The organism is Marinobacter salinus (genome assembly GCF_001854125.1).
Classification (GTDB): Bacteria; Pseudomonadota; Gammaproteobacteria; order Pseudomonadales; family Oleiphilaceae; genus Marinobacter; species Marinobacter salinus.
In genome coordinates this window covers 1,086,998-1,105,699 of the sequence record NZ_CP017715.1, presented here as the reverse complement: position 1 = coordinate 1,105,699, position 18,702 = coordinate 1,086,998, and the positions used below count along the sequence as shown (strand labels likewise).

Genomic DNA, 18,702 nt, shown 5'->3' with positions numbered 1-18,702 from the left:
TCCTAGTTTCTGGGTGGCGGCGGAGCCAGTACTTCCCTGGCCCCGTTATGTCCGGCGGCGCTGACTACGCCGGAGGCTTCCATGGCATCTACCAGGTTTGCTGCCCGGTTATAGCCGATCTTGAATTTACGCTGTACCGAAGAAATCGACACTCTGCGTCCTTCAGTAACAAAAGCGACGGCTTCGTCATACAGTGCGTCACCTTCGCTGTCGCCGCCCTCGGACAACGTGGGAACGCCGGGAAGATTTTCACCCTCGGCACCGTTCAGCACGTCATCCACGTAAACGGGCTCACCCCGGGCCTTCCAGGCACTTACAACCCGATGGACTTCGTCGTCGTCAACAAACGCGCCGTGAACACGAACCGGAAGACCAGACCCTGGTGGCAAGTACAGCATGTCGCCGTGACCCAAAAGCTGTTCCGCCCCGCCCTGGTCAAGGACCGTCCGGGAATCGATTTTGGACGAGACTTGAAATGACATCCTGGTTGGAATATTTGCCTTGATCAGCCCGGTTATCACATCCACCGACGGTCTCTGTGTCGCCAGAATCAGGTGAATACCGGCTGCCCTGGCCTTCTGGGCGATACGCGCAATCAATTCTTCCACTTTTTTGCCGACGATCATCATCATGTCGGCAAATTCGTCGATGACAACCACGATGAACGGCAGGGTTTCAAGCTCCGGGCGTTCCTGTTCGTCGTTGGCCAGGTATTCGTCCGGCTTCCAGATAGGGTCCAGCAGAGGTTCGCCTGCGGCCGCCGCGTCCTTAACCTTCCGGTTATAGCCGGCTATATTACGAACCCCAAGGCTGGCCATTAGTCTGTAGCGCCGCTCCATCTCGGCCACACACCAGCGAAGGGCGTTGGCGGCCTCCTTCATGTCCGTTACAACCGGTGCCAACAGATGTGGTATACCGTCATAAATGCTCAGTTCCAGCATTTTCGGGTCGACCATGATGAAGCGAACTTCTTCGGGGGTCGCCTTGAGCAACATACTCAGCAACATGGCGTTGACGCCCACCGACTTACCAGAGCCAGTCGTGCCTGCCACCAGCAAATGGGGCATCTTGGCCAGATTGGCGACCATTGGATTACCGCCGATATCATTGCCAAGTGCCAGAGTCAGCGCAGACGACGACTCCGTAAATACCCGCGCCCCCAGTACTTCACTGAGCCGCACAATTTCACGCTCTTCGTTGGGGATTTCGATGCCTACCACGGATTTGCCGGGGATAACCTCAACAACACGAACGCTTAAGACAGCAAGTGACCGCGCAAGATCCTTAGCCAGGTTAGAAATCTTGCTGACTTTAACGCCTGCCGCAGGCTTGATTTCAAACCGGGTAATGACCGGTCCGGGATTAACCTCAACAACCTCTACAGAGACACCAAAATCGGCCAGCTTCTCTTCAAGCAGGCGAGACATGTGTTCAAGGGATTCCTCGGAATAGCCTCTTTCCTGATGTTCTTCCGGAGGATCAAGAAGCGAGATGGGAGGTATCGGGCTTTCAATGTCCTCAAGCAGTGACGGCTGTTTGTTCCTGGTGTCCTTCCCCGGCGCCGGTTGCTCATCCTTTTTGAACGGGGAAATCTTCACGGAGCGCGCTGACGGCTGAGGGTTGTGGTTCCCCGCCTCGACCTTATGTTCAGGCCTGAGGGCAGGTCCGGCAGTTTCATCTGAGTTGTAATTTTCCTGCGAGCTAAAACTTTCCAGACGTGCAGGCTCCGGATCCTCAGCCGCGGACAGGCCTTCGAAACCGGGTTCCTTGCGCTCTGCAGGCGCCTTTTTGGCAGGCTTCTGCTTACGAGGACCGAGCCCGGGGATACTGTGCCACCACTTGGAACGGTTGCGGGCGTCTGCGTTGTTATCTCCTTGGCCGGCAGTCATCACCCGGTCGGCCACCACAGGTGGCTCAACCTTGGGCACGTTCTTTTCTGTCTTGGCTTTCGCACCCGGTTTGTCTGGATTTGACGTAAAGAGTTTTTTGAACGCAATACCCGTGCGAAGGGTAAGCCCACCAATCTGGTCCATCAGCCAAAACCAGGACAAGCCGGTGGTGACGGTCAGAGCAAACAGGAATATGGCAATAAGCAAAAGTGTGGTGGCTGGCAGATTGAAGAATCGAACCATCGCGTCAGCCACGGTCGCGCCCAAGACGCCGCCAGAGGATGCCCCAAGACCAAACACCGAATACAGGGAAAGCAGACTGGTGGCTGACAACAAAATCAGGAAAAAGCCACCGAACCGCATCAGAAACAATGGCCAGTGAAGATCAAGGGAGTCGTTCCGGAGCCGGATCAGCATCAACGCATAACCCGCAATCATCGCCGGAAACAGGTATGCAACCTGGCCGAAGAAGTCCATGAAGAGGCTGGCCAGCCAGGCGCCTGTGCGTCCCGCATAATTCTGGACATCAGTGTCATGGCCAATACTGGCCCACCCGGGGTCAGACGGACTGAATGTGACCAAGGCCATCGCAAGGTATATGCACAGTGCGATCAACGCAATGACAGCCCCTTCGCGGGCGCCCTGCGTCACAAGGCGGCGAAAGCGCAGCTGCTTGTCAGTCAGTTCCTGTGGTGCTTTCTTCGCTTTTGCGGATTCGGCCATGAATGCTCAAACGTTTCCATTGTTCGGGTTCTGAAGAGCCTGAAAACCACGCTCAAGGTCGGTTTTCAGATCCTCGACTGCTTCTATGCCCACGGAAATACGGACCAGATTCTCGGTGATGCCCGCCGCTACCTTGTCTTCAGCGGACAAACGACCGTGGGTTGTCGTGGCAGGGTGCGTGATGGTGGTTTTCACGTCCCCCAGGTTGGCAGTAATCGAAATCATTCGGGTAGCATCTATGAAACGCCAGGCCTCTTCACGACCGCCTTTAAGACGGAACGACAACACACCGCCAAAGCCTTTCTGCTGCTTTTTGGCAAGTTCATGTTGCGGATGGGTCTGAAGCCCCGCATAGAAGACTTCTGCCACCGTTGGTTGTTTATCCAGCCACAACGCCAACTCTAACGCATTGTCACAGTGGGCACGCATACGGATTGGTAAGGTTTCGAGGCCCTTCAGAAAAACCCAGGCATTAAACGGGCTCATGGTCGGGCCGGCCGAACGGAGGAAGCCGTAGACTTCCTCCATCAGCTTCGACGGGCCGACCACAACACCACCCACACAGCGACCCTGACCGTCGAGGTACTTGGTGGCTGAGTGGATGATAATGTCAGCACCGTGCTCCAGCGGGCGCTGCAATACCGGTGTGCAGAAGCAGTTATCCACCACGAAAAGAGCGTCGTTTTCATGGGCAAGGTGCGCAAGCCCGTCCATATCAGCAACTTCACAAAGAGGGTTGGACGGCGTTTCAATAAACAACATCCGGGTCTCAGCACGGACGGCACTGCTCCACGCCTCCATATCCGTCAGACTGACAAAGGTGGTCTCCACCCCGAACTTTGCCATGTATTTCTGGAACAGCACGTTTGTGGTTCCAAAAACACCACGTGAACACACTACATGGTCGCCGCTTTTGAGCAATGCCATACAGGTGCTGAGAATCGCCGCCATACCCGAGGCAGTAGCAACAGCACGCTCTCCGCCCTCCATTGCCGCAATCCGGGCTTCAAACGCCTGCACCGTAGGGTTGGTGAAGCGGGAATAGATATTTCCAGGCTCGTCGCCCCCAAACCGTGCCGCCGCCTGGGCAGCGCTGCCATAGACGAAACTGGAAGTGGGAAAAATCGGATCGCTGTGCTCAAGTTGGCCGGTACGAATCTGGCCAGCCCTCACCGCCAGGGTATCAACAGACATACCCTCAAGATCCGATTCAGGGATCCAGACATTCTCTTCTCGGCGAAAGGTCATGAGCTTCTCCTGAATACGCTACTGGCGCGATTAGTCTTCGTCATTATACAAATCGATAATGCCGTTATCGCCGGAGTTGCCGCCCTGCTGCTCCGAACGCTTGTCGTCATTGCGAGCGGCGTCCAACCGGTCCAGGTAGGCCCGATCCACATCTCCCGTCACATATTCACCTGTGAACACGGAGCATTCCCAACCTTCGATTTCGTCGTTCACATCACTCACGCAGGTCACAAGGTCTTCCAGATCCTGATACAGCAGCCAGTCCGCACCGATCAGCTCCCGGATCTCTTCCACCGTGCGATCATGGGCAATCAACTCACTGGCTGACGGCATATCAATACCGTAGACGTTCGGGTAACGAACCGGAGGCGCAGCAGACGCAAAATACACTTTTCGGGCTCCTGCATCCCGCGCCATTTGCACGATTTCCTTACAGGTGGTTCCGCGCACAATGGAATCATCGACCAGCATGACATTCTTGCCTCGAAACTCGAGGTCAATCGGGTTCAGCTTCTGACGAACCGATTTTTTCCGCATCTTCTGGCCAGGCATGATAAAGGTCCGGCCGATATAGCGGTTTTTAATAAAACCTTCACGGAACTTCACACCCAGGCGGTGCGCCATCTGCATCGCAGACGTTCGGCTGGTGTCAGGGATAGGCATAACCACATCAATATCGTGACCAGAGAAATCCCGAATGACCTTTTCCGCAAGGGTTTCACCCATTCTCAGGCGAGCCTTGTAGACGGACACTTTGTCAATAATGGAATCCGGCCGCGCGAAATACACGTGCTCGAAGATACAGGGGAACAGGTGGGGGTCTTCGGCACACTGCTGGGTATAGAGCGTGCCATCGGTCTCGATATACACAGCCTCTCCGGGCGCAATATCGCGAACCAGCGAGAAGCCCGCAGCACTGAGAGCGACGCTTTCAGAGGCGATCATATACTCTTTGCGACCGTCTTCGACCTCTCGCACACCATAGCAGGCTGGGCGAATTCCGTTAGGATCCCGGAAACCGACAATGCCGTACCCGGTAATCATGGCGATCACTCCGTAAGCGCCACGACAACGCTTGTGAACCGCTCTTACCGCCGCGAAGATTTCATCTTTGGTCGGATTCAGTTTCCCGAGCTTCTGGAGCTCATGGGCAAAGACGTTCAGCAATACCTCGGAATCCGAGTTGGTGTTGATATGACGGAGATCGGTACGGAAGAGATCGTTGCTGAGATCGTCGGCGTTGGTAAGGTTGCCATTGTGGGCAAGGGTTATCCCGTAAGGACTGTTGACGTAGAATGGCTGGGCCTCTGCCGAGCTGGAGCTGCCAGCGGTCGGGTACCGAACGTGGCCGATTCCGACATTACCCACCAGCCTGCGCATATGGCGGGTATGGAAGACGTCACGAACCAGCCCATTGTCCTTGCGAAGATAGAAGCGTTCATCCTGAAACGTAACAATGCCCGCCGCATCCTGGCCCCGGTGCTGAAGTACAGTCAGCGCATCATAGAGCGACTGATTGACGTTGGAAGTACTGACGATGCCGACAATGCCACACATGGCTACGGTATTCTCCGAGTGTTAAAACTGAATGTTAGCGGTTGGCTGAAACGGGTTCCACGCCTTCCTGCTCATGACTGGTTTCCGGTGTGCCCTGGCCTTCCGAAGCCGGCCCCAGAAAACGGGCGAATTCATCGCCCAACGTGCGCCGTGACCAATCCTCCACCACGGCCAATCGATTGATCATTATTGATTCCCGCCACCAGGTATCCTGCGCTAATGGCGTGTATCGGGTAAAGGCAATACCGACGATCACGACAACAACACCCCGCAAGAGCCCGAACCCCATACCGAGAACCCGATCGGTTGCTGACAGCCCGGTCGCGCGGACAAGGTGGCCAATCATGTTGTTGATGATAGCGCCGACAATGAGCGTACCGAAAAAGAGTATGGCAAAAGCTGCGATCAGGCGGACCAGCGGCGTCTCGACCGTACTCTCAAGGAGGGTCTGCATTTGCGGGTGGAAGGTTCGGGCGAGTATGAACGCTCCCACCCAGGTAACCAGAGACAGCGCTTCTTTGACGAAGCCCCGTTTCAGGCTGATGAGCGTGGAAACTGTAATCAGGGCAATGATGACCCAGTCAATCCAGATCAGCGCTTCCATGGAGAACCCGGTGCAAAAAAGGAAGCGCGAATTCTATCAGGAAACCGGTCTCCACCAAACTGCCTGGAACGCATAAACGGTCAGAAATGATGGTTATTTGTCACCGGTCGTGACCAGGCTGTTCAGACTGAAGGCCTGATCGAGGGCACGCTTTGCCGCCTCCGCATCGGATTTGCTGGCGAAGGGCCCACAAAAGACCCGGTTCAACGTGGTATCCCCCCTAACAACTTCCTGGAGGTGGGACCCATAGCCTTTTTCTCGAACCTGGTCCCTCAGGCGCCTCGCGTTTTCGGCATTACCAAAACTACCGAGCTGAACTACCCAGGCGCCTTCCAGGGAGCGGCTGTACTCGACGGATTCAGACCCGGTTTCGTCCGCTACATCTCTGGAAGTATCGGGAGCGTCTGTCTCCTCAGTGATATTTGCAGTTTCTGCGGCAGGCTGGCCGGGAGATACATTGCTATCATCCGCCGTTTGTTCCGGACTACCGGCGCCTTCAATAATCCGGTAGGCGGGTGCCTCAGTGTCCGGCTGTGAGGTGTCCGGGCCCGCAATTTCAGAGGCCGGCTCTTGATAAGAAGGGGGGGTGACCGAGTCCGCATCGGGTGCAGTCACCTCCGGGAATGGCGGCTCCTCAGGAATTTTGATATCCGTAGAGGTACGCTCGGAATGGGGCTCGTCAAACACCATGGGAACAAAGATAACGGCCAGGGAAACCAGCACCAGCGCCCCAATTATTCTTTGCTTCAATCCATCCACGTCTTTCGGCTCCCATTGTTTAATGACCCACCGCGCAGGGGCTAGGGGCTTGATACTAACTGCCTGTCGGGCAGAACTCAAAGCGTGAGCGTCTGCCATGGACAAAGTTTAAGACACACTCCCACCGAGTAGCATGCGAGCCTCCGCTACCGTGTAGAAGGAGCCGAAGACGATAATCAGGTCCGCCTCTTCCGACGCGTCCCGGGCAGCGTTTATTGCTTCAGATACCGTTTCCCGATGCTCGCTGACAGCGATTTCAACATTATCCGCTCTGGCCACGAGCGATTCTGCGGACAACCCTCGGTGCACGGCCAGGCCGGCGAGCCACCAGACATCGACGACGGGCTTCATGGCTGCCAAAACGCCCTCCACGTCCTTATCCGCAAGTGCCGCATAAACCCCATGGACCTTCCGCCCTTCCCGCTTCAGTGAAACAAGTCTGCGCGCAAGCCAGCGTGCAGCGTGGGGGTTGTGCCCCACATCTACATAGATGTCCGGGTGTCGTCCGATTTGCTCAAAACGCCCTGGCATCCGTATCCGGGCAAGGGTTTCCTCAATGTCCGAAATGCCAAGTTCTGGCTGAAGATGACGGACGGCGACAACGGCCGCCGCGACACTCTGTACCGGCAGCGAGTCGGCAGGTAAGCAAATCTCCTCCCCGCGGTAGTCCAACAGTGCCGGATAACCCGATGTTTCAGGTTCCCGGACCTGGTATTCACGACCAGCCAGCGACAAGGAAACCTTTTGGGCCGCTACCTGCTGCAACACAGACTTGGGCGGATCAATATCGGCGTAAACTGCCGGTATACCCACTCTTAAAATACCCGCTTTCTCAAAGCCGATAACTTCCCGGTTATCACCGAGAAAAGCGACATGATCTATGTCTACCGACGTAATAATGGCGAAGTCCGCGTCCATCACATTGACGGCGTCGAGCCGGCCCCCGAGCCCGACCTCCAGGAGCCAGTCCTCGACGCCTGCGTCCGCAAAAGCAACGAAGGCAGCAAGTGTGCCGAATTCAAAATACGTCAGCGAAAGGTTTCGACGTGCAGCCTCGACTCGCTCAAATGCAGAGACCAGCGTCGCATCGTCAATATCAGCGCCGTTGATTCGTACCCGCTCGTTATAATTCTGAAGATGAGGCGATGTATAGGCACCGGTGCGGCGACCCGCAGAACGCAACAGTGCCTCCAGCGCCGCTATGGCACTCCCCTTACCGTTGGTTCCTGCCACTGTAATGATTCGGGCGTCCGGTTTACGAGGAAACAGTCGCCGCAAAACCACGAGCACCCGATCAAGGCCGAGATCTATTTCAGTGGGATGGATCGCTTCAAGGTAGGCGAGCCACTGATCGACAGTGGCGCCAGCCCCCGGCGCAACCAGGGACTGGCGAGGCAACTTATTCGGAGGGAACATCGATATCCGGTTTTTCCGTTACTTCAAACTCGATAGGCGCCTCTGTTCCAGGCCTGTCGTAACCGCCGAACTTCGCTAGCACGTGCGCAATGCGTTCACGCATCTGGTGGCGATGGAGAATCATGTCAATCGCACCGTGATCCAGCAAAAACTCACTACGCTGGAAACCTTCGGGGAGTTTCTCCCGGACGGTCTGTTCAATAACCCGTGGGCCGGCAAACCCTATCAAAGCGTTTGGTTCAGCAATATTCAGGTCGCCCAGCATTGCCAGACTAGCAGACACACCACCGAAGACAGGGTCCGTCATTACCGAAATGTAAGGAATGCCTTCCTGTTTCATACGTTCAAGCACAGCGGCGGTTTTGGACATCTGCATCAAGGACAGAATGGCTTCCTGCATTCGGGCGCCACCACTCGCTGAAAAGCATACCAGCGGAATCCTGTGCTCAAGAGCCACATTGGCTGCCTGGACGAATTTTTCGCCAACCACCTGCCCCATCGAGCCACCCAGAAAATTGAATTCAAATGCACAGGCAACGAGGGGAACACCAAGCGTAGTGCCCTTCATGGCAATCAGGGCATCCTTCTCACCAGTCGCTTTCTGCGCCTGGGACAGCCTGTCCTTGTAACGCTTGCTGTCCTTGAACTTCAGTCGGTCCCAGGGCTCAAGTTCGCTGGCAATTTCTTCGCGGTCATCAGGATCCAGAAAAACATCCAGCCGGCGACGGGCGTTGACGCGGAGGTGATGGTTGCACTTGGGGCAAACATCCAGATTCTTCTCAAGTTCAGGCTTATACAGAAATGCACCGCATTTGGGGCATTTCTTCCATAACCCCTCCGGCACACCGGTTCTCTGCTTGGATTCCGAGCGGATCTTGCTCGGCATTATCTTGTCCAGCCAGTTACTCATGATCTCATCCTGTCCTTTGATGCCTGTCTGTTCTGGCTGCCCTGTCAGGAGGCCAGACTGTCCAGTGCTTCACGCATCGGGTGGAGCAGATCCGTCAGCGCACGTTTGAGCTGGTCGATATCTGCCTGATTTCTGGCTATTGTATCGACCAGGACACTGCCAACAATTACACCATCGGATACCCGTCCGACTGCAGCCGCTGTCTCAGCGTCCCGAATACCAAAACCAACACCGACCGGAAGTGCAGTCAGTTCGTGAATATGGGCCACTTTGGAGGCCACCTCTTCCACGTTTATTTTGGCAGAGCCTGTCACACCCTTGACTGAAACATAGTACACATAACCGGACGAGTGCTCGCTGATTGCGCGAATTCGATCGTCAGTTGTGGTTGGTGCCAAGAGGAAAATGGCATCCAGCTCACGCTGAGTAAACAGCGGTGCCACCTCATCCGCCTCTTCTGGTGGCAGGTCAACAGTAAGAATGCCGTCAACACCAGCATCCACTGCGGCATCTGCAAAGGTTTCAAAGCCCATGGCCTCCATCGGGTTAAGGTAGCCCATCAGTACGACGGGCGTATCCTTATCCGTTCGACGGAATTCTTTCACCATTCCGATAACCTGCCGCAACGATGTTCCATGGATCAGGGCTCGCTCGCAGGCGAGCTGAATGACTGGCCCGTCCGCCATCGGGTCGGAAAAAGGCACGCCCAGCTCAATGATGTCGGCACCCGCACCCACCAGCGTGTGCATCAGCTCCACTGTCAGATCAGGGTGGGGATCACCAGCAGTGATGTAGGGAATAAGTGCCTTGCGGCCCTGCCCTTTAAGGGTTTTAAGAACCCCTGCAATTCGGCTCATGCCTGCTCCTGTCGATTGTTCAAACCGATATGCCTTCTAACTTGGCAACCGTGTTTATATCTTTATCTCCCCGGCCGGACACATTGATCACGACGGTTTGATCCTTATCCATGGTAGCCGCGAGCTTGATAGCGTAAGCCACCGCGTGTGCAGTCTCCAAAGCGGGCATAATACCTTCAACACGGGTCAGCTTACGGAATCCTTCCATCGCTTCATCGTCTGTGACAGAAACGTAGTTTGCCCTGCCAATATCCTTCAGCCAGCTGTGCTCTGGCCCCACACCCGGATAATCAAGCCCCGCACTGACCGAGTGAGTACCGGCAATCTGACCATTCTCATCTTCCATCAGGTAGGTCCGATTGCCGTGAAGCACACCCGGCCGGCCAGCACATAAAGGCGCTGCATGCTTACCGGTTTCAATACCAAGGCCACCAGCCTCAACACCATAAAGATTGACCGATTCATCACCAAGGAAGGGGTAGAACATTCCGATGGCGTTCGAGCCGCCGCCTACACACGCTACCAGTGCATCAGGCAGCTTACCTGTTTTCTCCAGGCATTGCCGACGGGTTTCGCGGCCAATAACCGACTGGAAGTCACGAACCAGCATTGGGTACGGATGCGGTCCCGCCACCGTTCCGATGATATAAAAAGTTTCATCAACATGGGCTACCCAGTCACGCATCGCTTCGTTCATCGCATCCTTGAGGGTACGGGTCCCTCCCTCGACAGCATGAACTTCAGCTCCCAGCAGCTTCATCCGGAACACGTTCAGCGACTGGCGCTGGACGTCTTCTGCCCCCATGAAAACGTGACACTCCAGGCCGAGACGGGCGCAGACTGTTGCTGTCGCAACACCGTGTTGCCCTGCGCCGGTCTCCGCAATGATGCGCTTTTTCCCCAAAAAACTTGCGAGCAACGCCTGGCCCACGGTGTTGTTTACCTTGTGGGCACCGGTGTGGCAAAGATCTTCACGCTTCAGCCAGATTTGCGCACCGCCAGTCTCCCGGGTCAGACGTTCCGCAAAATACAGTGGCGTTGGGCGTCCTACGTAGTCTGCAAGCTCCTTATCAAAACTTGCCTGAAACTCTGGATCCTTCTTCAGCCGGTTATATTCGTGTTCGAGCGTCATCAGGGAATCCATGAGCGTCTCGGAAACAAACCGCCCACCAAAGGCTCCGAAGTGACCTCTTGCATCGGGCAGTGCGCTAAGCATTTCTTCAGTCAGTTTTACAGACACGGTGAACCTCTTTAATAAAGTCGGAAATTTTCTGGCTATCCTTGATCCCTTTGCACCGCTCAACACCACCGCTAACATCCACGGCCCACGGTCTCACCCGATCTACGGCGAAAGATACGTTATCAGATGACAACCCACCGGCCAATATAAGGGGAAGCGGTCGATTTTCGGGAATAAGATCCCAGTTAAACGCTTGTCCGGTTCCTCCGTAATGGTCAGGATCCCAAGCATCTACCAATAGCCCGGATGCATGTTCGTACTCGTCAAACGCGCGCTCAATCTGGCCGGATTCGCGAACCCGAACTGCCTTGATCCACCGTCGATTGAACTGGGCACAGAACCCGGCCGCTTCGTCACCATGAAACTGCAGTAAATCCAGCGGAACCCGACCAAGCAATTCCCGAACCTCAGTCTCCGACGGATTCACGAACAATCCAACCGCTGAGACGAACGCCGGTACATGCCTGATAAGCTCTTCGGCCTGCGCTAAGGATACCGAACGCGGACTCGGACCGTAGAAAACGAAGCCGAGCGCATCAGCGCCGCAGTCAACCGCCGCTTTCACGTCATCTACACGTGTCAAACCACAAATTTTAACTCGTGCTCTCATCAGTGTTTCACCGATTGTTTGCGATGAATATGGGTCGGCGGTATCGGACGGTTCTGTTCACGGGTGAACCACGGCCTCAGGAAACCCGGCCCACACTCTGCCGCGGGAATGCCGTACTCAGCTGGGTAGCCAACATCGACCAGATAAAGGCCATGGGGCGGCGCCGTAACACCAGCAACGGTCCTGTCCCGTGACTCCAGTATCTCATGAATCCATTCCACAGGCTGCTGCCCGGCCCCGACCGCGAGGAGCGCGCCCGCGATGTTTCGAACCATATGATGGAGAAACGCATTTGCCTGAACATCTATTACGACGAACTCGCCCCGCCGGGTTACCGAAATCTGTTCCAGAAACCGGACCGGGGTACGCGACTGGCAGCCAGCGGCACGGAAGGAGGAAAAATCGTGCTCTCCGACCAGCGCTTGGGCCGCCCGGTCCATACGGTCAGCATCAAGCGGACGAAACGTCCAGCTCAATTGCCCCCGCTGGATGCCGGGCCTTACCGCGCTATTATGAATGATATATCGATACCGGCGATAAACCGCTGAGAACCGGGCGTGAAAATCACCTGATCCATTTCCCGCCCAGTGAACGGCGATATCACCAGGCAATGCGGTGTTGATGCCCATCACCCACGACCGAAGGTTGCGAACAGAGGGCGTTTCGAAATGAACCACCTGATAGCTTGCATGAACACCGGCGTCAGTGCGGCCCGCGCATACGAGGTCTACGGGATGATTTGCCACTTTCCCGACTGCCCTGGCCAGTTCGCCCTGGACCGACCTCACGCCTGATTTCTGAAATTGCCAGCCGTGAAAATCCTGACCGTCGTATTCAAACGCGATAACGACGCGGCCTGCTCCGATGGCGTTGTCCGTGGTGAGTTGCTGAGCTTCGAGAAACAAGTGCTGGCCCGGAAAGAGTGTTTCGATAAAAAACAAAGCGCCGGCTTTTACCGGGACAAGTCCCGGCGGCCGGCGCCTGCTATCTTGTTGACCTGATTATAGCGGATCAGGACAGATTTTTAAGGAGGTCCTGCGCTTCAGCTTTTTGGTCCTCATCACCCTCGAGGGCAACTTCCTCAAGAATATCCCGAGCACCGTCGCTGTCACCCATCTCCATGTAAGCTCTGGCAAGATCCAGCTTGGTAGCCGCTTCGTCAGTTCCGGCCAGAAAGTCGAAATCGTCATCATCGCCGAGATCACTTTCATCAATTGCTGGCGCTGACCGCTTCTCTGTTTCGTCTGCCACTTCCTCAGACGCTATGGGCAGTTCTACATCGTCAGCAGACTCGTCCTGCTCCGCCATGTCGCCAAGAGCGTCCAGGTCCTCAAGTTCCTCGGCACCCGACACTTCCTCTTCCGGACCAGCAGCTTCGCTTTCGCCGAGAACATCACCTTCACCAAGAGTATCCTCAAGACCGAGCTCTTCATCCAATGCCGACGCTTCGTCCTCTTCGTGATTGGAGGAGTCGGCTGAATCCGAGAATTCCTCCATCAATGCCAGGTCCTCATCAGACACATCGAGCTCGAGGTCATCCAGAGACGACTCTTCTATTTCGGTGCCGCCAAGCTCTTCTTCCTCACTCGCTACCTTATCCAGCTCAGCGTCCAGTTCATCGAGGAATGATTCGTCCAGCGAATCAATGTCACCCTCCGAGTCATTTTCTTCGGAGCCTGGCATTGACTCTGCGTCCACCTCATCCTCGCTCAGGTCAAGATTCAGGTCGTCGTCGGAGCTGGCACTTTCAGTCACCGCCGGCTCGGGCTCACTCTCCAGAGAGGAATCGAGATCCAGGTCGATATCGTCTGACAGCTCATCAGATTCCTCCGACTCCCCCAAATCCATTTTGAAGTCGAAGGTATCTTCGTTTTCCTCAAGCCCGGGCTCGGAACGTTCTGTTGAAGCCGCCTCTTCACTTTCAGAATCAGTGGAAAGTCCAGAAAGATCGTATTCTATCAACCCATCCTCTGAATTTTCTTCGTCTTTCTGTTTGCCCTCATCCAGAGCAGACGCCTCAGAGCTTTCAATTTCAGTCAGATCGAAATCCGTAAGATCCGAGTCAAAATCACCAAACTCGTTCTCTACGTCGGCTTCCTTTTCGGAATCATACTGATCTGCCAACAGTTCATCGGAAACCTGAGCCTCTTCTTCGGATTCGTTAAGACCAGACCCTTCTTGCTCTGAGTAGTCAGTTCCGAACGAGTCTGATCGGAGCTGGGACTCAAGATCGTCGATGCTGGGCATCGACTCTGCCTCTTCAAGCCGAGACCGCAACTCGCTGGCCGAGGCCAGAGCGTCTTCATCATCCAGCGCTTCGATTTCGGTGAACTGTTTCTCAAAGGACTCACGGTCCTGCGTGTCTGCGTATACACCCAGCAGCTTCAGCCGCAGATCGACACGACTAGGCTCCCGGGACGTAGCGGTCTCCAGCGCCTGTGCAGCCTGATCGTAGCGGCCGTAAGCGATGTAGGTATCAGCTTCAGCGAGCGCGTCTTCAGATGCGGTATGCTCCGACTCCTCGTCATCGAGGCTCAAGTCAAAGGAATCCGCCGAGTCATCCGCCTCACTGTTTAATTGCTCATAAAACGCTTTTTCGCGATTGGCGTTGCGGCGGGCAAGAAGCAACAAAAGCAGAAGCAATAGAATCAGACCACCACCGAGTGCTATTTGGTACATCGGATTACCGGTGATCGCATCAATGATGTTACCCGGGAATCCCTTGTCCTGCGCCGGCGCCTGGGATACAGGCTCTGGTTCTGGTTTCGGCTCAGCCTCTACAGCCGGCTCCTCCGGAGCCGCTGCCGGAGCTGTTTCAGCAACTTCAGGTTCGGCCTCAACCATACCTGTTTCGTCAGTACTTCCATTTTCGGTCACAGCCATATCATCAGCAGCTAACGTGCCGTCGGCTTCGGCCTGGCCTGCATCCTCCGAAGCACTCTCGGCGGGCTGCTCAACGCTGTCTTCAGCTAAGCCGGACTCCGTGGCAGCAGTTTCTGCCATGCCTTCGCCGGCCTGCGAAGCGTCTGCGACATCATCGGTGGCAGGGGGCTGGCTCTCGCCGCCCGCTGGCGCAGTGGCAACCTGACTGTCAACAGGGGCTGAGTCGCTCCCCGATTCTCCGGCCATGGTCTGCAAATCGGAGAGCTGAGTATTCTTCAGCTCCAGAAGACGCTGCAGTGTTTCGACCTGATCCTGCAGATCCTCTACACGGCTATTCAGCTCATCATTCTCGCGGCGAGCACTCTCGAGCTCCTCCATCGCAACGGCAGCACCGGCATCGACGCCACCCGGGAGCTGACTATCACCTCCGGCCGAACCGCCTTCTGTGGTCTCCCGACTGTCGTTTTCCGCCACAAGCAACTTCAGTTCATCACCACTCGCAGGTGCCTGATCAGGCGCAGCCTGCTGAGGCGTGCTGACGGTCGCATCCACAGTACGCTGGGGAGACTGGAATTCACGATTTTGCTGGCCGACAACACGAGTGGCCTCAGCGCGAGTGCGGCTCTGGATCTGGTCAAGCGAAGGCACTCTGAGGACTTCGCCGCGCTTGAGACGGTTAATATTCCCGGCGATAAAGGCATCCGGGTTCAGGTCCTGAATGGCAAGCATCACCTGTTGCATGGATACGCTACTGTCAGGACGCATACGCGAAGCAATCGTCCAAAGCGTATCGGACGGCCCTGTAGGCCCGAAGGTGTCTGCCTGATAGCCCCGGCCAAGGGTCTGCTCTGCCTGTCGCTGCCGGCGAACGGACTCAGCACTGCGAGTAGGTGATGGCTGGCTTGCAACCTCACGGCGGGAGCTCGCTGAAGGCACGCTCACGCTTTCCTGAACGCCCGATTCTTCCGCATATACAGGGGGGTCGACCAGAACGGCATATTCGCGCATCAAACGCCCGCTGGGCCAAGTCAGCTCAAGCAGGAAATTCAGGTAAGGCTCTCGTAACGGCTCTCTTGAAGAGACGTTGACCGCCAGACTACCGTCATTTTGGGTGACGACCTGAAACCTCAGTTTACTCAGAAACTGGTTGCGGCTAAGTCCGACCCTCTCGTAGGCAGTCTCCGAAGCAATGTTAACGAATACATCACCTGGATCTACTCCACGGCTCTGGGGCAGGATAATCTCCGCGTCCAATGGCTCGTTCAGATAGGACTGAAGTTCAATTTCTCCCAGCCCAAGGGCGTGTGCGACGCCGGATCCAAGCCCTCCCGCCAGAGCCAGGGCAACCGCAAGCTTGCGTACCTTCATGCTTTTTCCTTTCCAGTCTCCGTTATTCGTTACTGCTCTTTTTCAAACAGAATCGGACGAGGTTGGATGACTTCCGTCTGGATAATTCTAGTTATTATGTCGTGTTATCAACGTTCAGTTCGGCAAGTATTGTTGATAATACCCCTTTTATCAATCAATCAGCCGCAATCCTTGCACCAATTTTTTATCTATCAAGCGGAACTTCCTAGCGCTCTTGAAAATAACAGGGGCGAAGACTGAAATCAGCCTCCGCCCCTAACCGGTTTTCTGAAACCGGACACAGTTGGCATTAATTACCCCTGTGTAACATTTCTTAACGCTCCTGCAGAATTCGCAGCATGCGTCTCAGGGGCTCAGCGGCGCCCCACAGCAACTGGTCACCAACCGTAAAGGCAGAAATGTATTCCGGCCCCATGGTCAGTTTCCGAATTCGGCCGATAGGGACGCTGAGAGTGCCTGTGACCTTCGACGGAGTCAGCTCTTCGATTGTGGCATCGCGATCGTTGGGAATGACTTTAACCCACTCATTCGCCTTGGCCAAAATAGACTCAATCTCAGAGACCGGCAGGTCCTTCCTGAGCTTGATGGTCAGAGCCTGGCTGTGGGAGCGCATGGCTCCAATCCGGACGCAGATCCCGTCAATCGGAATGGGGTTATCTGATCGACCGAGAATCTTATTGGTCTCAACCCCGGCTTTCCACTCTTCCTTACTCATGCCGTTATCGAGCTGCTTGTCGATAAAGGGGATGAGGCTACCCGCAAGGGGCACCTGGAAATGTTCGGTCGGGAAGGCGCCGGAGCGCATTGTCTCAGTCACCTTGCGATCAATTTCCAGAATCGCAGAAGACGGATCCTCCAGCTCGCTCTTGACGCTGCCGCTGAGCTCACCCATCTGATTGAGCAATTCCCGCATGTTTTGGGCACCAGAACCGGAAGCAGCCTGATACGTCATGGGCGACACCCATTCAATCAAATCCTGCTCCAGCAGGCCACCAAGGGCCAGCATCATCAGGCTCACGGTGCAGTTACCGCCAACGTAATCCTTAACACCCTTATCAAGCGCCGCATCGATCACGTTACGGTTTACCGGGTCCAGAACAATAACGGAGTGATCCACCATCCGCAGCGTTGATGCAGCATCGACCCAGTAGCCTTCCCAGCCTGCATCGCGCAGCTTTTGGTAGACCGCCGTGGTGTAATCCCCACCCTGACAGGTGACGATGACATCCAGGGATTTCAGGGCATCAATGTCGAAGGCATCCTGAAGTGGAGGCACTCCTTCCTTGCCAACATCCGGAGCCGGCTTCCCGGTCTGGGAAGTGGAGAAAAAAACCGGATCAATATCGGCAAAATCATTTTCTTCACGCATGCGCTGCATGAGGACTGAGCCTACCATGCCGCGCCAACCTACAAGTCCAACTCGCTTCATGTGCGACCTTTGAACCTCGTTTTATGCCCACCCGCTACCGTTATCGCTGGCAGGGACAGGATGGATGATCCCGCGGCAACAGCATGTTGTTGCCGTCGGGTCTCAAATTCGACCGGACCAGATGACTGCTTACAGAGCGGCCAGTACGGCTTCGCCCATTTCACGGGTCGAAACCTTCCGGCCTTCACCGGACATGATATCCGCCGTGCGCAATCCCTGATCCAGTACCTTGCTGACTGCAGCTTCGATGGCCTCAGCTGCCTTGTCTTCACCCAGGCTGTAACGCAACATCATTGCAGCACTGAGAATTGTAGCCAGCGGATTAGCAACCCCCTGACCGGCGATATCGGGTGCTGAGCCATGGCAAGGCTCATACATGCCCTGCTTCTCAGCGTTCAGTGATGCCGAAGGCAACATACCGATGGAACCGGTCAGCATGGCCGCTTCGTCAGAAAGAATATCACCAAACATGTTGCCAGTCACAATCACATCGAACTGCTTGGGTGCCCGAACCAGCTGCATCGCCGCGTTATCAACGTACATATGAGAGAGTTCCACGTCCGGGTATTCCCGGCGCAGGTCGTTCATGATTTCGCGCCACAGAACAGTAACTTCCAACACATTCGCCTTATCCACCGAGCAAAGCTTCTTGCCCCGCTGCTGAGCAGCTTCGAACGCCACCCGGCCGATTCTGCGAATTTCGGATTCGGTGTAGGCATAGGTGTTATAACCCTGCCGCTCTCCACTCTCCAGCTCCCGAAGACCCCTGGGTTGGCCAAAATAGATGCCGCCAGTGAGTTCACGAACAATCATGATATCGAGACCAGACACCACTTCCGGCTTCAGGGAAGAGGCAGACGCCAGCTGCGGGTAAAGAATTGCCGGCCGCAGGTTCGCAAACAGCTTCAGGTTTGACCGAAGCCCCAGGAGCCCCTTCTCAGGGCGGCTCGCCATAGGAAGGCTGTCCCATTTCGGGCCACCGACAGCCCCCAGAAGAATGGCATCGGCGTTCCTGGCCTTTTCCAGAGTCTCATCCGGCAAAGGGTTATCGGTTGCATCCAGCGCGGCCCCACCAACCAGGGCATAGTCAAAGCTGAGTTTCAGGCCAAATTGTTCGTTTACTTTTTTCAGCACTTTTTCGGCTTCAGCGACAATTTCGGGCCCGATACCGTCGCCCGGCAACATCAATACGGTTCTGGACATCATCCT

Annotated in this window: 14 protein-coding genes; all 14 read right to left on the bottom strand. The window is 55.6% G+C overall.

Features of this window, described 5'->3' with window-relative positions; all coding sequences use genetic code 11:
- Positions 1-2 precede the first annotated feature (2 nt).
- The 14 genes from BKP64_RS19620 to leuB all read right to left on the bottom strand — a co-directional run bounded on the left by BKP64_RS19620 (position 3) and on the right by leuB (position 18,696).
- Entirely contained in the window at positions 3-2,612 is a 2,610-nt protein-coding gene (locus BKP64_RS19620; protein ID WP_070966798.1) for a DNA translocase FtsK, read from the bottom strand.
- Between the two features lie 6 nt (positions 2,613-2,618).
- On the bottom strand, positions 2,619-3,860 hold the full coding sequence (locus BKP64_RS05040) for an O-succinylhomoserine sulfhydrylase (protein WP_070966795.1): 1,242 nt from the start codon (positions 3,858-3,860) through the stop codon (positions 2,619-2,621).
- Between the two features lie 30 nt (positions 3,861-3,890).
- Entirely contained in the window at positions 3,891-5,417 is a 1,527-nt protein-coding gene (gene purF, locus BKP64_RS05035) for an amidophosphoribosyltransferase (protein WP_070966792.1), read from the bottom strand.
- Positions 5,418-5,451: 34 nt separating this feature from the next.
- Positions 5,452-6,021 (bottom strand): CvpA family protein, encoded by a 570-nt coding sequence (locus BKP64_RS05030; RefSeq protein ID WP_070966789.1) that lies wholly within the window; start codon positions 6,019-6,021, stop codon positions 5,452-5,454.
- Between the two features lie 93 nt (positions 6,022-6,114).
- The gene (locus BKP64_RS05025; protein WP_070966786.1) at positions 6,115-6,780 is read right to left on the bottom strand and encodes an SPOR domain-containing protein; all 666 of its coding nucleotides are present in this window, start codon (positions 6,778-6,780) and stop codon (positions 6,115-6,117) included.
- Positions 6,781-6,888: 108 nt separating this feature from the next.
- The gene (folC, locus tag BKP64_RS05020; protein WP_070966784.1) at positions 6,889-8,196 is read right to left on the bottom strand and encodes a bifunctional tetrahydrofolate synthase/dihydrofolate synthase; all 1,308 of its coding nucleotides are present in this window, start codon (positions 8,194-8,196) and stop codon (positions 6,889-6,891) included.
- On the bottom strand, positions 8,180-9,106 hold the full coding sequence (gene accD / locus BKP64_RS05015) for an acetyl-CoA carboxylase, carboxyltransferase subunit beta (protein ID WP_070966781.1): 927 nt from the start codon (positions 9,104-9,106) through the stop codon (positions 8,180-8,182). Before accD ends, folC begins: the two co-directional genes overlap by 17 nt.
- A 44-nt stretch (positions 9,107-9,150) precedes the next feature.
- The gene (trpA, locus tag BKP64_RS05010) at positions 9,151-9,963 is read right to left on the bottom strand and encodes a tryptophan synthase subunit alpha (RefSeq protein WP_070966779.1); all 813 of its coding nucleotides are present in this window, start codon (positions 9,961-9,963) and stop codon (positions 9,151-9,153) included.
- Between the two features lie 19 nt (positions 9,964-9,982).
- Positions 9,983-11,191: a tryptophan synthase subunit beta gene (gene trpB / locus BKP64_RS05005; protein WP_418287594.1), complete on the bottom strand. Its 1,209-nt coding sequence runs from the start codon at positions 11,189-11,191 to the stop codon at positions 9,983-9,985.
- Positions 11,184-11,813, bottom strand: a complete 630-nt coding sequence (locus tag BKP64_RS05000; protein ID WP_070966778.1) for a phosphoribosylanthranilate isomerase — start codon at positions 11,811-11,813, stop codon at positions 11,184-11,186. Before BKP64_RS05000 ends, trpB begins: the two co-directional genes overlap by 8 nt.
- Complete coding sequence (gene truA, locus BKP64_RS04995) at positions 11,813-12,718, bottom strand: tRNA pseudouridine(38-40) synthase TruA (protein WP_070973565.1); 906 nt, start codon at positions 12,716-12,718, stop codon at positions 11,813-11,815. Before truA ends, BKP64_RS05000 begins: the two co-directional genes overlap by 1 nt.
- Before the next feature lie 106 nt (positions 12,719-12,824).
- Positions 12,825-16,064 carry a FimV/HubP family polar landmark protein gene (locus BKP64_RS04990; RefSeq protein ID WP_070966777.1) on the bottom strand — a complete coding sequence of 1,080 codons (3,240 nt, stop codon included), beginning with the start codon at positions 16,062-16,064 and terminating at the stop codon, positions 12,825-12,827.
- A 313-nt stretch (positions 16,065-16,377) separates the two neighbouring features.
- On the bottom strand, positions 16,378-17,493 hold the full coding sequence (gene asd, locus BKP64_RS04985; RefSeq protein ID WP_070966775.1) for an aspartate-semialdehyde dehydrogenase: 1,116 nt from the start codon (positions 17,491-17,493) through the stop codon (positions 16,378-16,380).
- A 129-nt stretch (positions 17,494-17,622) separates the two neighbouring features.
- Positions 17,623-18,696, bottom strand: coding sequence for a 3-isopropylmalate dehydrogenase (gene leuB, locus BKP64_RS04980; protein WP_070966772.1), 1,074 nt, complete (start codon positions 18,694-18,696; stop codon positions 17,623-17,625).
- Between the last annotated feature and the right edge of the window lie 6 nt (positions 18,697-18,702).

Coding starts and splice junctions, on each gene's coding strand:
- BKP64_RS05030 (WP_070966789.1), bottom strand. CDS start 6,021: ATGGAAGCGCTGATCTGGATTGACTGGGTCATCATTGCCCTGATTACA.
- BKP64_RS05000 (WP_070966778.1), bottom strand. CDS start 11,813: ATGAGAGCACGAGTTAAAATTTGTGGTTTGACACGTGTAGATGACGTG.
- BKP64_RS19620 (WP_070966798.1), bottom strand. CDS start 2,612: ATGGCCGAATCCGCAAAAGCGAAGAAAGCACCACAGGAACTGACTGAC.
- BKP64_RS05040 (WP_070966795.1), bottom strand. CDS start 3,860: ATGACCTTTCGCCGAGAAGAGAATGTCTGGATCCCTGAATCGGATCTT.
- folC (WP_070966784.1), bottom strand. CDS start 8,196: ATGTTCCCTCCGAATAAGTTGCCTCGCCAGTCCCTGGTTGCGCCGGGG.
- asd (WP_070966775.1), bottom strand. CDS start 17,493: ATGAAGCGAGTTGGACTTGTAGGTTGGCGCGGCATGGTAGGCTCAGTC.
- leuB (WP_070966772.1), bottom strand. CDS start 18,696: ATGTCCAGAACCGTATTGATGTTGCCGGGCGACGGTATCGGGCCCGAA.
- trpA (WP_070966779.1), bottom strand. CDS start 9,963: ATGAGCCGAATTGCAGGGGTTCTTAAAACCCTTAAAGGGCAGGGCCGC.
- accD (WP_070966781.1), bottom strand. CDS start 9,106: ATGAGTAACTGGCTGGACAAGATAATGCCGAGCAAGATCCGCTCGGAA.
- BKP64_RS04990 (WP_070966777.1), bottom strand. CDS start 16,064: ATGAAGGTACGCAAGCTTGCGGTTGCCCTGGCTCTGGCGGGAGGGCTT.
- purF (WP_070966792.1), bottom strand. CDS start 5,417: ATGTGTGGCATTGTCGGCATCGTCAGTACTTCCAACGTCAATCAGTCG.